At 55.5% G+C, this 13,035-nt stretch carries 13 protein-coding genes; 3 read left to right on the top strand and 10 right to left on the bottom strand.

The window, feature by feature from the left end; genetic code table 11:
- Positions 1-10 precede the first annotated feature (10 nt).
- The 8 genes from B3511_RS20580 to rppH form a co-directional block, all read right to left on the bottom strand.
- Positions 11-337: a prepilin-type N-terminal cleavage/methylation domain-containing protein gene (locus tag B3511_RS20580; RefSeq protein WP_263616360.1), complete on the bottom strand. Its 327-nt coding sequence runs from the start codon at positions 335-337 to the stop codon at positions 11-13.
- Positions 322-729: a DUF2509 family protein gene (locus tag B3511_RS20575; protein WP_286791470.1), complete on the bottom strand. Its 408-nt coding sequence runs from the start codon at positions 727-729 to the stop codon at positions 322-324. Before B3511_RS20575 ends, B3511_RS20580 begins: the two co-directional genes overlap by 16 nt.
- Complete coding sequence (locus B3511_RS20570) at positions 726-1,289, bottom strand: prepilin peptidase-dependent protein (RefSeq protein WP_040074205.1); 564 nt, start codon at positions 1,287-1,289, stop codon at positions 726-728. The genes B3511_RS20575 and B3511_RS20570 overlap by 4 nt, the downstream gene beginning before the upstream one ends.
- Positions 1,280-1,744, bottom strand: coding sequence for a prepilin peptidase-dependent protein (locus tag B3511_RS20565; protein WP_046887161.1), 465 nt, complete (start codon positions 1,742-1,744; stop codon positions 1,280-1,282). The genes B3511_RS20570 and B3511_RS20565 overlap by 10 nt, the downstream gene beginning before the upstream one ends.
- Before the next feature lie 183 nt (positions 1,745-1,927).
- A complete protein-coding gene (thyA, locus tag B3511_RS20560; protein ID WP_040074203.1) occupies positions 1,928-2,722 on the bottom strand; it encodes a thymidylate synthase in 795 nt (264 codons plus the stop codon).
- Positions 2,723-2,728: 6 nt separating this feature from the next.
- Positions 2,729-3,604, bottom strand: coding sequence for a prolipoprotein diacylglyceryl transferase (lgt, locus tag B3511_RS20555; RefSeq protein WP_040074202.1), 876 nt, complete (start codon positions 3,602-3,604; stop codon positions 2,729-2,731).
- Between the two features lie 174 nt (positions 3,605-3,778).
- Positions 3,779-6,025, bottom strand: coding sequence for a phosphoenolpyruvate--protein phosphotransferase (ptsP, locus tag B3511_RS20550; RefSeq protein ID WP_046887085.1), 2,247 nt, complete (start codon positions 6,023-6,025; stop codon positions 3,779-3,781).
- Positions 6,026-6,037: 12 nt separating this feature from the next.
- The gene (rppH, locus tag B3511_RS20545; RefSeq protein WP_040074200.1) at positions 6,038-6,568 is read right to left on the bottom strand and encodes an RNA pyrophosphohydrolase; all 531 of its coding nucleotides are present in this window, start codon (positions 6,566-6,568) and stop codon (positions 6,038-6,040) included.
- A gap of 681 nt (positions 6,569-7,249) precedes the next feature.
- On the opposite strand from rppH, the gene mutH reads away from it, so the two are divergent.
- The 3 genes from mutH (at position 7,250) to B3511_RS20525 (ending at position 9,460) form a co-directional block, all read left to right on the top strand.
- The gene (gene mutH / locus B3511_RS20535; RefSeq protein WP_040074199.1) at positions 7,250-7,942 is read left to right on the top strand and encodes a DNA mismatch repair endonuclease MutH; all 693 of its coding nucleotides are present in this window, start codon (positions 7,250-7,252) and stop codon (positions 7,940-7,942) included.
- Positions 7,943-8,070: 128 nt separating this feature from the next.
- Positions 8,071-8,289, top strand: coding sequence for a YgdI/YgdR family lipoprotein (locus tag B3511_RS20530; protein WP_040074197.1), 219 nt, complete (start codon positions 8,071-8,073; stop codon positions 8,287-8,289).
- A 130-nt stretch (positions 8,290-8,419) separates the two neighbouring features.
- On the top strand, positions 8,420-9,460 hold the full coding sequence (locus tag B3511_RS20525; protein WP_046887087.1) for an NADP(H)-dependent aldo-keto reductase: 1,041 nt from the start codon (positions 8,420-8,422) through the stop codon (positions 9,458-9,460).
- Positions 9,461-9,541: 81 nt separating this feature from the next.
- Here B3511_RS20525 and lplT read toward each other — a convergent pair whose 3' ends face one another.
- Together lplT and aas are read right to left on the bottom strand one after the other, a co-directional pair.
- Entirely contained in the window at positions 9,542-10,735 is a 1,194-nt protein-coding gene (gene lplT, locus B3511_RS20520; RefSeq protein ID WP_046887088.1) for a lysophospholipid transporter LplT, read from the bottom strand.
- Positions 10,728-12,887: a bifunctional acyl-ACP--phospholipid O-acyltransferase/long-chain-fatty-acid--ACP ligase gene (gene aas, locus B3511_RS20515; RefSeq protein WP_046887089.1), complete on the bottom strand. Its 2,160-nt coding sequence runs from the start codon at positions 12,885-12,887 to the stop codon at positions 10,728-10,730. The genes lplT and aas overlap by 8 nt, the downstream gene beginning before the upstream one ends.
- Positions 12,888-13,035: the final 148 nt, after the last annotated feature.

The following is a 13,035-nucleotide window of genomic DNA, read 5'->3' as shown; positions in this document are numbered from 1 at the left end:
CTGCTCTCAACTATTTGCTGATTGGACAGTGCAGGCGTGTCATCTGCCCCTGTCGACCTTGTGGAGAAATAAGTGTGACCGAGATGCTGACACATCCGGCGTGCGTTGTCTGCCCCCGGTTTATTTGCCAGCCTTCCGGGAGAGCGCTGGCGTGGAGCTGAGACTGGTTCCAGCCATGGCGCCAGAGCTGGCGATAGTGATCCAGCATGACGAACCGGCTGGCCAGGGCACGATGATAGCCCGCCAGCATCGTAACGACCATGATCATCAGCGCCATTGCCAGTAACACCTCGACAATACTGAATCCACGCTGTCTGCTGATTATTTTGCCTGACACAGTGCGGTCTCCTTTATGGGGCAAAAATCGCTCCAGCCGTGGCGGGAAAATACGACCTCACCGGAGGTAATGCTCCCTAACCGCCACAGCGTGCTGCCTTCGCTGCCGGCAATCAATAGACGCTCGTCATCCCCAACAGGACGCAGACATGCCCACCACGTCTGGCTGGGATGCTTTTGGCATTGCTGCGCAGCGACAGGCTGCCAGCCAAGGGTGCGCGCCCACTCCATCGCTGACTGCGCCCCGGCCTGCTGCTGTATAGCATGACGTTCAGCATTGACGATGAACAACAGCGTATTCAGTTGCTGGTTGTGCCCGGCCAGCAATAGCGAGCCCAGCATGAGAATCATCAATACCATTGCCAGCGAAGAGATCCCTTTTTGCCGCTTCACAGGTTATACCCCGTCACACTGTGATAGGCCTGGAAAACCCGCCCCTGCCGACCTGCAAACGCGGCAGAAAGTGCCAGGGTGAGCTCCGGGGCAAACCCCGCTCGCTGCACCTTTTCTACTTTAAAATGAACAACTGTGACCCTGTCCGGATCCGTTATCCGCTCCCAGCCTTTACCCCGACAGGATGTGGCCCCGCGCAGCGTTTCCAGTGCCCCGGCATTCAGACGAAATCCCGTTTGCTCCGCCGCCGTTTGTGGGGTGGTTTCCCAGCGGCCATTACTGTTTTCATCCCATTGCACAATGACGCATTCACCCTGCGCGCTAAGCTCTAACGCAGCCCCCTGACAGGTGCCGGCGCAGAAACCCGCGCGCTGCAGATGTTTGCCAATACCTGCTAATCGCAGCCCGATCTCCTCTTCAATTTCCTGCTGTGCGGTCTCCGTTTGCAGCGCCCGCTGCAGCCCCGGCAGGAAACGAACGGCACTGAGCAGCAGCAGGCTGCTGATGGCCATCGCGATCAATACTTCCGTCAGTGAAAAGCCTGTCTGTTTTAGCGGCATGCAAATTCTCCCTTTGCGCTGCACATCCTGATGCGACCCCAGGATGAGACAATCACCAGCCACTCCCCCGCCGGGCTTTGAAGGTAAATGCGCCCGGCCCAGGCCGTATCCCGAAGCCCATAGAAGCCTAGCCCGGGCGTGATCGCTTTGACGCTGATGGCTGGCCAGAGGGGGATTAGCACCCAGGGATCATGCTGCTGGCACGCAACTGCCTGTTCCCTTCGCAGGCACCACTGTTGACCGCGCTGCCCGAGTACCACCCTATGGTCGCGGTTATTACGCCATGCGTCGTTGCGCAGCATAACCAGGTAGTCACGTACCTGACGTGCGGTCTGCCAGAGTTGCTGCTGTTGCTGCCAGCTTCGCCAGCCATACAGCCCCGCCGCGCTTAGCGTCACGACAAGCGAAATAGCCACCAACGTTTCGATGAGCGTAAAGCCCTTTGCGATTTTCATGTGCGGAGTGTGGCGCAGCGGCGTAGCACTGGCGACAGGCAAGTCGGCGGTTTACGAGGCGGTTTCCACGCTTTTTTTGACATTGCAGCCCGTTGCAAACAGGGCGGAAGCAGGGCCGCAAAGAGAGATTACAGGCAAAAAAAACCGGCGCCCTGGGGCACCGGTTGTGTCAGCATGACCGGGTTAGATCGCGACCGGCGCCTTGATGCCAGGGTGCGGGTCGTAGCCCTCGATTTCGAAGTCATCAAAACGATAATCGAAGATAGAGTCGGGCTTACGCTTGATCACCAGTTTCGGCAGGGCACGCGGTTCACGGGTGAGCTGCAGATGGGTCTGCTCCATATGGTTGCTGTACAGGTGGGTATCTCCCCCCGTCCAGACGAAGTCACCCACTTCCAGATCGCACTGCTGCGCCATCATATGTACCAGCAGCGCATAGCTGGCGATGTTAAACGGCAAGCCGAGGAACACATCGCAAGAACGCTGGTAGAGCTGGCAAGAGAGCTTACCGTCTGCCACATAGAACTGGAAGAAGGCGTGGCATGGCGCCAGCGCCATCTTATCCAGCTCGCCGACGTTCCAGGCAGAAACGATGATCCGGCGCGAATCCGGGTCATTCTTCAGCTGGTTCATCACGGTGGTGATCTGGTCAATGTGACGGCCATCTGGCGTAGGCCAGGCGCGCCATTGCTTGCCGTATACCGGCCCCAGATCGCCGTTCTCGTCGGCCCATTCGTCCCAGATGGAGACATTGTTTTCATGCAGATACGCAACGTTAGTATCACCCTGCAAGAACCACAGCAGCTCATGGATAATCGAGCGCAAATGGCAACGCTTGGTGGTGACCAGCGGGAAGCCCTCTTGCAGATTGAAGCGCATCTGGTGGCCAAAAATGGAGAGCGTACCGGTGCCGGTGCGGTCGTTTTTCGGCGTGCCCTCATCGAGCACTTTTTGCATCAGGTCAAGATACTGTTTCATGAGACCTCAGGAAAGCTGTTGCTGTGGGCGACGACGATAAGCCCAAATCATCATGATAATACCCGCGACAATCATCGGGATGGAGAGAATCTGCCCCATGCTGATGTACTGCACCCACTCGCCGGTGAACTGCGCATCCGGTTGGCGGAAGAATTCCACGATAATGCGGAACGCCCCGTAACCTATCAGGAACAGACCCGATACGGCCCCCATCGGACGCGGTTTGCGGATAAAAATGTTCAGAATGATAAACAGCACTATGCCTTCCAGCGCCATTTCATACAGCTGAGACATGTGTCGCGGCAGAACGCCGTAGGTATCGAAAATCGATTGCCATTCAGGATGCGAGGGCAGCAGCGCCATATCTTCCGCGCGGGAAGCCGGGAAGAGCATGGTGAAGGAGACGTTAGGATCGACACGTCCCCACAGCTCGCCGTTGATAAAGTTACCGAGACGACCTGCACCCAGGCCAAACGGGATCAGCGGCGCGATGAAATCTGACACCTGGAAGAAGTTACGTTTGGTGCGATAAGCGAAGATCACCATCACCAGAATGACGCCAATCAGGCCGCCGTGGAACGACATGCCGCCATCCCAGACGCGGAACAGATAGAGCGGATCGCTGAGGAACACCGGGAAGTTGTAAAACAGCACATAGCCGATACGTCCGCCGAGGAATACCCCGAGGAAGCCGGCATAGAGCAGATTTTCAACTTCGTTTTTGGTCCAGCCACTGCCGGGACGGGAGGCGCGACGGCCTGCCAGCCACATGGCAAAGATGAAACCAACCAGATACATCAGGCCGTACCAGTGAAGCGCAACGGGTCCAATTGAGAAAATGACCGGATCAAATTCCGGAAAATGCAGATAGCCACTATTCATCTGTCACCACAGGATCTTGTTATTCCGCCGAAAAGAGGTGGACAGCGGTAAAAATGCCGCCCGTGTTTATCGGGGGCTCCAGGGTTGCGAATCATAGCACAAGGGAGACGGCGACGCGGTGGTGAAGTTGTAAAAGATATGTATACCCTCTCGTCACCGGGAGGGTATCGCTTTTTAGCGCCCGCCGCGAATCAGGCCCCCCATCCCACGGCGCTCCATGAAGGCCGCAACCTGATGACGTACCTCTGTCGCCAGTTGGGCTTCGAGACTGCGCTGGGCCAACTGCTGCGCGTCTTCATATTCAATATGGCGTAACAGGTATTTGACGCGCGCCACGGAACGCCCGTTCATGGAGAGGTGGCGGAAGCCCAGGCCGACGAGAATCGCTACGCACATCGAATCACCGGCCATTTCGCCGCAGAGTCGCAGGTCGAGACCCTGCTGTTCTGCTTCCCGGGCAATCATCGCCAGCGCACGCAGCATGGCCGGGTGTAGGCTGTCGTAGATACTCGCCACACGGGTATTGTTACGATCGACCGCCAGCATGTACTGCGTGAGATCGTTGGTGCCCACGGAGATAAAATCGACGCGAGAAGCCAGCTGGGGCAGCATGAACACCATTGAGGGTACTTCAAGCATCACCCCGATACGCGGTTTCGGGATCGCATAGCCGATCATCTCTTCCACTTCGCGCCCGGCACGTTCGATCAGGCGTTTCGCCTCGTCAATCTCGTCGATGCTGGTAACCATCGGCAGCAGAATACTGAGATTGCCGGTCGCGGCGTTGGCTCGTAGCATGGCCCGCACCTGGATCAGGAAGATCTCAGGCTGATCGAGCGTAATCCGGATCCCGCGCCAGCCGAGGCAGGGATTCTCTTCGCTGATCGGCATATACGGGAGCTGCTTGTCCGCCCCCACATCAAGGGTACGCAGCGTGACAGGTTTATCATTGAACATCTGCAGCATGCCCTGATATTGCGCGACTTGCTCCTCTTCCGACGGGAAGCCGCTTTGCAACATAAAGGGGATTTCGGTGCGATAAAGTCCAATGCCGTCGATACGGCTACCCAGCTTTTCTTCATGCTCCGGGCTTAAGCCGGCGTTGAGCATGACTTTGATTCGCTCGCCGCTTTTCAGCGCAGCGGGCAGGTTAACATCGTCTTCTGCCAGACGACTCAGCTCATTCTCTTCAACAATAAGCTTTTGATATTCTTGCAGGACTACCGGTTCAGGATCGACCAGCAGTTCTCCGCGATAGCCATCCACCACCAGCGTACGGCGATGCAGTACTGAAGGCTGGATGTCTGCCCCCATAACCGTTGGGATCCCCAGCGCGCGCACCATGATGGCAGCATGCGAGTTAGCTGCCCCGTCGCGCACGACAATCCCGGCGAGGCGATCTTGCGGCAGCTCCGCCAGCGTAGTCGCTGACAGCTCATCGGCCACCAGCACAAAGCGTGCAGGCCAGGTATTGGGTCCCTGAATGGTGTCGTCAAGATGGAAGAGCAGGCGCTGACCCAACGTACGCAGATCCCCTGCCCGCTCTTTCAGATAGCCATCGGTCAGGGCCGCAAACTGCTCGGCAAATTTTTCAATGACCTTTTTGACCGCCCACTCGGCCACCGAGCCGTTATCCACCTCAGCAAAAAGCTCCCGACGCAGACGCGCATCTGACAGCAGGTGGGAGTAAAGATCGAAAATGGCGGCCGTCTCTTTCTGCGCACCGGCGGCAAAGCGTTTACTGTAGCGGCGAAACTCACTGGCTGCCTCTTCCAGCGCGCCGGTTAGTCGCTCTCGCTCAAGGGCGGTGTCCAGCGTAGAGGCTTCGTAAACCTGCTCCATTAACGGCAGGGTTGCGTCCATCCAGCCTTCGGCGATGGCGACGCCCGGCGAAGCAGGCAGCGCGCGTATGCGCGTCTGGCGATATTGACCAAACAGCGCCGCGAGCTGGGACTGGGAGAGAATGGCTGCCATTTGCGTGGCCAGCGTAACGAGGAAAGACTCTTCACTTTCGTCGTACTGACGCAGTTCGCGCTGCTGAACGACCAGCACGCCAAGCAGCTGACGACGCTGAATAATGGGAACGCCCAGAAATGCCCGGAAGCGTTCTTCTTTTACGGAGGGGATATATTTAAAGCTGGGGTGTTTCTGCGCATCCGCCAGGTTGATAGGCTCAGCAAGGCGCCCAACCAACCCGACGATACCTTCATCAAATGCAAGCGCGACGGTACGGCCGCGTGGTTTTTTCAAACCTCGCGTGGCCATCAGATAATAACAACGCCGATCATGGTCGGCCAGGTAGACCGAACAGACCTCAGTTTCCATCGCAAGACAGATGTCAGTGACCAGAATATCCAGCGCCTCGTTGAGCCGTGGAGCGCTGGCCACCTTCTCGACTATTTCTCGCAGGCGGGTGAGCATAATGTGCGTAGCTTAACCTCTTTTACGTCGCCAGGCAGGTGCACTTTGCGGCTTAGGAGGGGCCTCCTGAAGCGTCATGACGGCACTTGCAAACTCTTTCATTACCCTGCGGTAAACGTCGCGTTTAAACGACACGACCTGACGGACAGGATACCAGTAGCTAACCCAGCGCCAACCGTCGAACTCCGGCGTGCTACTGCTTTGCATGTTGATATCTGCGTCGCTGCTCACCAGTTGCAGAAGAAACCATTTTTGTTTCTGGCCGATACATACCGGCTTTGTGTCCCAACGCACCAAACGTTTTGGTAATTTGTAACGCAACCAGTTGCGGGTCGAAGCAAGGATACGAACATCCTTCCGGCTTAAGCCAACTTCTTCGTACAGCTCCCGATACATCGCTTGCTCTGGGGTCTCTCCGGGGTTTATCCCACCCTGGGGAAATTGCCAGGAGTGCTGGCCATATCGGCGGGCCCACATCACCTGCCCCTGACGATTACAAATTACGATTCCGACATTCGGGCGGTAGCCATCGTCATCAATCACCGGACTACCTCAAACTAAACTTTATATAGAAATGATTGTTTCACACTCCAGTGAGGCGGTAAACCACTCTCTTACAGCCCTGCGGCGTAATAACATTTGAATAACTCACAAATTTCATCTGAGTTATAAACAGATGACCGAGCCGGAAGACGATTTTATTCACTTTTTCTGTGGATAGAGTTGTGAAGAAGTATGGAATTACCGATGGACAACCCAGAATACTCTTAATGATACGTAAAAATGGCACCCAAACAAAAGCTTTAAATACAGGGTATTAACCTGTTAATTCACTGCATAACATCGGCTAATGTGATGCAGGTCACAAGCAAGATCATTGTATTGATGAAAGATCCACCAGCGTCGGTTTTATCCACAGATTGTGCCAATAAGTTAGGCACATTTTGTCTGATTTTTCGATTTTGACCATACGTCAAGGCTGTAAATGGAACCAGTAGTCAGGGTTATCACCACTTATCCCACTTTTCTGTGGATAACATGGTGTAAGATCCTGTTCATTGTCAGTGACCAGATTTGAACAACCTTTTCGTGCCCGAAAAATTTCGCCTTAAAAGGTTAAGAAAATCGTTATAAATCATTGGTCTGTTTTCTTTATACAGAACGGGATAAACTCATTCTCGATCGCGTATAACAACTGCTCATTTTTTAACCAATAGGTTCGTTATGTTTTCCCTCGTACCGTTAAGCTCTCCACCTGACAGCGAAGCACAGTTAATGGCCCAGGCCCAGCGGCTGGCAGGCTACTCTTTGGGAGAGTTGGCGCGGCTTGCAGGTTTACCCATTCCGCAGGATCTGAAGCGTGATAAAGGCTGGATCGGTCTCTTGCTGGAGGTGTGGCTGGGTGCCAGCGCCGGCAGCAAGCCGGAGCAGGATTTTGCGGCGCTCGGGGTAGAACTCAAAACCATCCCGGTGGATAGTCAGGGTAAACCGCTGGAGACGACCTTTGTCTGTGTGGCACCACTGACGGGGAATACCGGGATCACCTGGGAAACCAGCCACGTGAAGCATAAATTGAACCGCGTCCTGTGGGTGCCGGTTGAAGGGGATCGGGCTATTCCACTGGCAGAACGGCGAATCGGTTCGCCGCTGATCTGGAGCCCTGACGAAGAAGAAGATCGGCAACTGCGGCTGGACTGGGAAGAGTTGATGGATATGATTGTCCTTGGCCAGGTTGAGCGTATTACTGCGCGTCACGGAGAGGTGTTGCAATTGCGTCCTAAAGCCGCCAATAGCAAAGCCCTGACCGAGGCCATTGGTACACATGGCGAGCCCATTTTGACCCTTCCGCGCGGCTTTTACCTGAAAAAGAATTTCACCGGCGCCTTGTTGGCCCGCCATTTTTTGTTGAAAACATAGTTTTTCATGGCCATTTTCGTTATATCGCCCGCAATATGAGTATTTTTAAGATTTTACTGCTTTCGGCTTCGTAACTTCTAAGTTATTACTACACTAAGAAGAGTTTGAGCCAGTTAAAGGGGGTAGATATGAAAAAATGGGCAGTGATCATTTCAGCTGTTGGTTTAGCGTTTGCCGTTTCTGGTTGCAGTAGCGATTACGTCATGGCGACAAAGGACGGTCGGATGATTTTGACTGACGGCAAACCCGAAGTCGACGATGATACCGGTCTGGTGAGCTACCGCGATCAGCAAGGAAATTCGATGCAGATTAACCGCGATGAAGTTTCACAAATTATTGAACGATAAAGATTAAGGTCAGCGCCCGCTGGCCTTTTTGATTTTTCTCTTCCCCTTTTGCTTCCCCTCTGCCATGTTTATATTCCTTTGTCGGGAGGTTCCTGACCCATCTTATAAGTCACTATAAAGGAAGCCGGCTATGCATTATCACCGTATCCCCCATAGCTCACTGGAAATCAGTCAACTGGGGTTGGGCACCATGACATTTGGTGAACAAAATAGCGAAGCCGATGCCCATGCTCAACTCGACTACGCCATCAGTCAGGGGATAAACCTGATTGATGTGGCAGAGATGTACCCGGTGCCGCCGCGCCCCGAGACTCAGGGCTTAACGGAAACCTATGTTGGCAACTGGCTGGCAAAGCATGGCAACCGTGAGAAGCTGGTCCTCGCCTCTAAAGTCAGCGGGCCGTCACGCAACAATGACAGCGGGATCCGCCCGAATCAGATCCTTGATCGCAAGAACATTCGCGAAGCGCTGGATGCCAGCCTGAAGCGTCTGCAGACCGATTACCTTGACCTCTATCAGGTACACTGGCCGCAGCGACCAACTAACTGTTTCGGCAAGCTGGGTTACAGCTGGGCCGACAGCGCGCCGGTGGTGACCCTGCTCGAAACCCTGGAAGCGCTGACCGAGTGCCAGCGCGCCGGAAAGATCCGTTATATCGGTGTCTCTAACGAAACCGCGTTTGGCGTGATGCGCTATCTGCACCTGGCCGATAAGCATGATCTGCCGCGTATCGTCACTATCCAGAACCCCTATAGCCTGCTGAACCGCAGCTATGAAGTGGGTCTGGCGGAAGTGAGCCAGTATGAAGGGGTGGAACTGCTCGCCTACTCGTGTCTGGCCTTTGGCACCCTGACGGGTAAATACCTTAACGGCGCGAAACCTGCCGGAGCGCGGAATACTCTCTTTAGCCGCTTTACCCGCTACAGCGGCGAGCAGTCGCAAAAAGCGGTGGCGGCGTATGTCGATATCGCGAAACGTCACGGTCTGGATCCTGCCCAGATGGCGCTGGCCTTTGTTCGCCGTCAGCCGTTTGTTGCCAGCACCTTGCTGGGCGCAACCTCGCTGGAGCAGTTGAAAACCAACGTTGAAAGCCGGCATCTCGAACTGAGTGAAGAGGTGTTAGCCGAGATTGAAGCGGTGCATCAGGTTTATACCTATCCCGCCCCATAACAAAAGCAAAACGGCAACCCAGAGGTTGCCGTTTTCGTCTCTGCCCTCTCTCTTATGGAGAAAGCATCAGCCCGCACAGGTTTACCGCCGACGCTGCCAAATCCACAGCGCCGCAATCGCCAGCGCAAACAACGCGCCAAAGCCCACACCGATACCCACCACCGGCACTCCCACCTTCACCGCCAGCGAATAAAGGCCCAGCATCAGCAGCATCGCAATATTTTCGCCCAGGTTCTGTACCGCAATCGCATTCCCCGCCCCTACGGTGTGCTTGCCGCGCTCCTGCAAGAGCGCATTGAGCGGCACCACAAAGAAACCGCCGAACATACCGATCAGCAGTAACAGCGCATAGGCGGGCAACAGCGCGTGTTGTAACGTGAAGAACAGCACCGCCACACCGATGAGGATCCCCGCAGGCATACAGCGCGCCACCGTTTGCAGCGTCACCAGTTTGGCTGCCGCGCCAGCGCCCACCACAATCCCTACCGCAACCATCGCATTGAGATAGGTTGGCGTGGCGTTATCCGTGATGCCAAGCGCAACTGGCACCCACAGAACCAGCAGAAAGCGTAGCGTAACCCCGGCCCCCCAGAACATGCTGGTTCCCAGCAGCGAAAAACGCGTTTCACCGTTATGCCACAGTACGCGCACGGCATTAAAGAAGCTGGCCGTCATTGGCGTAAAGCGCCAGGATTGTCCCGGACGAGCAACCGGAAGACGCGGAATAAAGAGGTTTGCCACCACCGCCCCGGCATAGACAACGGCACACACGCCCAGCGCCGCCAGCACGTGCCAGTCGGCCAGCACACCTCCCGCCATCGATCCCAGCAGAATCGCGGCAATAGTGGAGGATTCCATTAAGCCGTTGGCTTTCACCAGCTTATCGCCGGTCGTCAGCTCTCCCAGAATGCCGTACTTAGCCGGCGAGTAAGCTGCCGCCCCAACGCCCACCAGCGTATAGCCAATAAAGGGATTAACGCCGAAACAGATGCTGGCTGCGCCTAGCAACTTCAGGCCGTTAGCGAACATCATCACTCTGCCTTTCGGGAAGCTGTCAGCCACCTGCCCGACAAAGGGGGCAAAAACGATGTAAGCACCCACAAACACCATCTGCAGGATCGGCTGACTCCAGTCCGGATAGAACTGCTCTTTTAGCAGCGCCAGGGTGGCAAACAGCAGCGCGTTATCGCCGAATGCAGAGAGGAACTGGGCGGCGGTCACCGCCATCATCCCTTTCGACCACAGGGAAGTGTTAGTGTGTACTGACTCACGCATGTGGTTGTTCCGCCTCTTCAACCATCCCTTTCAGGGTCACAAAATCGGGTTTACCGCTGCCCAGCACCGGCAATTGTTTCAGGAAACGAATATCACGCGGTACCGCCAGCTCCGGAATGCCGTGCTCGCGAGCATGCTGCAGCAGTTGCTCGCGCCTGAGCTCGCTATCGGTCGTGAAAAGCACCAGCGCCTCACCTTTACTGGCATCGCTTTTTACGACAGTGGCATGAAGTTTATCGGCAGAGACAGAGAGAGCCAACTGCTCAACCATCTCCAGCGACACCATCTCGCCGGCAATTTTGGCAAAACGCTTCGCCCGGCCCTGGATTTGCACGTAGCCCTGTTCGTCAAAACGAACAATATCCCCGGTGTCGTACCAGCCGGTCTCGACCTCGCCGTTCACGTTCTCTGCCGTCGGCGCTTCCAGTACGCCCGGGTTTTCAACCCGCAGATAACCGTTCATGACGTTCGGCCCTTTTAGCTGCAGCCGCCCCCCCTCTTCAATGCCCGGCACGGCCATCAGACGTGCATCCATACCCGGCAGAATACGCCCGACGGTGCCCGGCTTCGCGGCCATCGGCACATTAATCGACACGACGGGCGCACACTCGGTAACGCCGTAGCCTTCCAGAATGCGCAGGCCAAATTTATCCTGCCAAAGCTGGCGAGTGCTCTCCTGCAATTTTTCCGCCCCCGCCACTACGTAGCGAATCCGGTGGAAGTCGTACGGATTGGCGAAGCGAGCATAGTTACCCAGGAAGGTCGAGGTACCGAAAATCACCGTGCAGTTACGGTCATAGGTCAGCTCCGGCACAATGCGATAGTGTAACGGGCTCGGATAAAGGAACACTTCCGCACCGGTCAACAGTGGGGTGAAGAGCCCAACGGTCAGACCAAAAGAGTGGAACAGGGGCAGCGCAGACATAAAGCGGTCTTTTGCCGTGAAGTCGGCGATAGTTTTAATCTGCTCTACGTTTGCCAGCAGGCTTTTATGACTGTGCACCACGCCTTTTGGGTTGCCTTCAGAACCGGAGGTGAACAGGATAATCGCCGCATCTTCTGGCTGCTGTTTGACCTGCGCAAGACGCGGGGCCAGCAGGTGCGCAAAGATCCACAGCTTATCGCCGGTTGTGACATCGGCTTTTAAATCTTCCAGGAACACCCAGCGTACCTGCGTCAGCTGTTCCGGCAGATGCCAGAGCTTGCCTTTATCGAGGAACTGGCGTGAGGTAAAGATGGTTTTGATCTGGGCGGCGGTGATGGCGCTGGTAAGCCCTTTCACCCCGGAGGTGTAATTCATCATCGCCGGGATACGCCCGCGTGAGACCGCCCCGAAAATCACTGCGGCGCTGATCCCTGCGTTCGGTAGCATCAGGCCAATTTTTTCGCCCTGCTGGCTATATTTATCCAGGATGCGGCCTACGAACAGGGTTTTGGTCAGCAGTTTGCGATAGGTATCCGGCGCGAAATTGATGTCTTCAATACAGTTCTTCTTCGCCCCATAACGATACTGGGCCGAGAGCAGTGATTCATACAGCGTTTCGCGCGGACGCACCGCCATGCGTGCTTCCATCATGATTTGGTGCAACATCTCACCAGCAATTTTGCGGCGATCGCGGGCGCGGGGCGCTTCAGGCATCGGCAAATGAGTAGGCGGCAGAATATGCAGGCTAATACGCGGGAAAAGGCGCTGTTTCACCAACCCTTTCAGACGGCTGAAATAAGTCAGCTCCGCCCCTTCAATACGCAGCGGTACCACGGTTGCCCCGGATTTAGCCGCCACAAACCCCGCGCCGTCATAAATTTTCATCAGCGAGCCGGTAATAGAGATACGCCCTTCGGGGAAGATCACCACCGGGCGACCCTGCTCAATCAGACGCACCAGATGTTTGATCATCATCGGTTTGGTGGGGTCGAGCGGCACGAAGTCGATCACTTTGGTAAGCCAGCGCATGTACCACTGTTGGCTAACGGAGGTATAGACGGCAAACACGGGGCGCACCGGCAAAAACAGCGCCAGTAAAATACCATCAATAAATGAGACGTGGTTCGGTGTGATCAGTACGCGCTCGGCGCGAAGCGCCTGAGTATCGCCCGTGAGGCGGATGCGGAAAAGAATACGGAAGAGTGTGCGAAAAAACCCAAAAAGCATTTCAACTCCCTTTGCCCTGACAATGTATGGGATGACTATAAATTGTGGCAGATTACACGAGAAGTGCGGCAGGGGCGACAGCTATATCCGGACAAAAAAAAACCTGCGCATCTGCGCAGGTTGGTGCAAGAGATGAGTACGCAGTACG

The organism is Leclercia sp. UBA1284 (assembly GCF_002308415.1).
Lineage (GTDB): Bacteria > Pseudomonadota > Gammaproteobacteria > Enterobacterales > Enterobacteriaceae > Enterobacter > Enterobacter pneumoniae.
This window is presented reverse-complemented; position numbering and strand designations above follow the sequence as displayed.

Coding starts and splice junctions, on each gene's coding strand:
- B3511_RS20525 (WP_046887087.1), top strand. CDS start 8,420: ATGCATTATCACCGTATCCCCCATAGCTCACTGGAAATCAGTCAACTG.
- thyA (WP_040074203.1), bottom strand. CDS start 2,722: ATGAAACAGTATCTTGACCTGATGCAAAAAGTGCTCGATGAGGGCACG.
- B3511_RS20565 (WP_046887161.1), bottom strand. CDS start 1,744: ATGAAAATCGCAAAGGGCTTTACGCTCATCGAAACGTTGGTGGCTATT.
- B3511_RS20530 (WP_040074197.1), top strand. CDS start 8,071: ATGAAAAAATGGGCAGTGATCATTTCAGCTGTTGGTTTAGCGTTTGCC.
- lplT (WP_046887088.1), bottom strand. CDS start 10,735: ATGCGTGAGTCAGTACACACTAACACTTCCCTGTGGTCGAAAGGGATG.
- aas (WP_046887089.1), bottom strand. CDS start 12,887: ATGCTTTTTGGGTTTTTTCGCACACTCTTCCGTATTCTTTTCCGCATC.
- B3511_RS20570 (WP_040074205.1), bottom strand. CDS start 1,289: ATGCCGCTAAAACAGACAGGCTTTTCACTGACGGAAGTATTGATCGCG.
- ptsP (WP_046887085.1), bottom strand. CDS start 6,025: ATGCTCACCCGCCTGCGAGAAATAGTCGAGAAGGTGGCCAGCGCTCCA.
- lgt (WP_040074202.1), bottom strand. CDS start 3,604: ATGAATAGTGGCTATCTGCATTTTCCGGAATTTGATCCGGTCATTTTC.
- mutH (WP_040074199.1), top strand. CDS start 7,250: ATGTTTTCCCTCGTACCGTTAAGCTCTCCACCTGACAGCGAAGCACAG.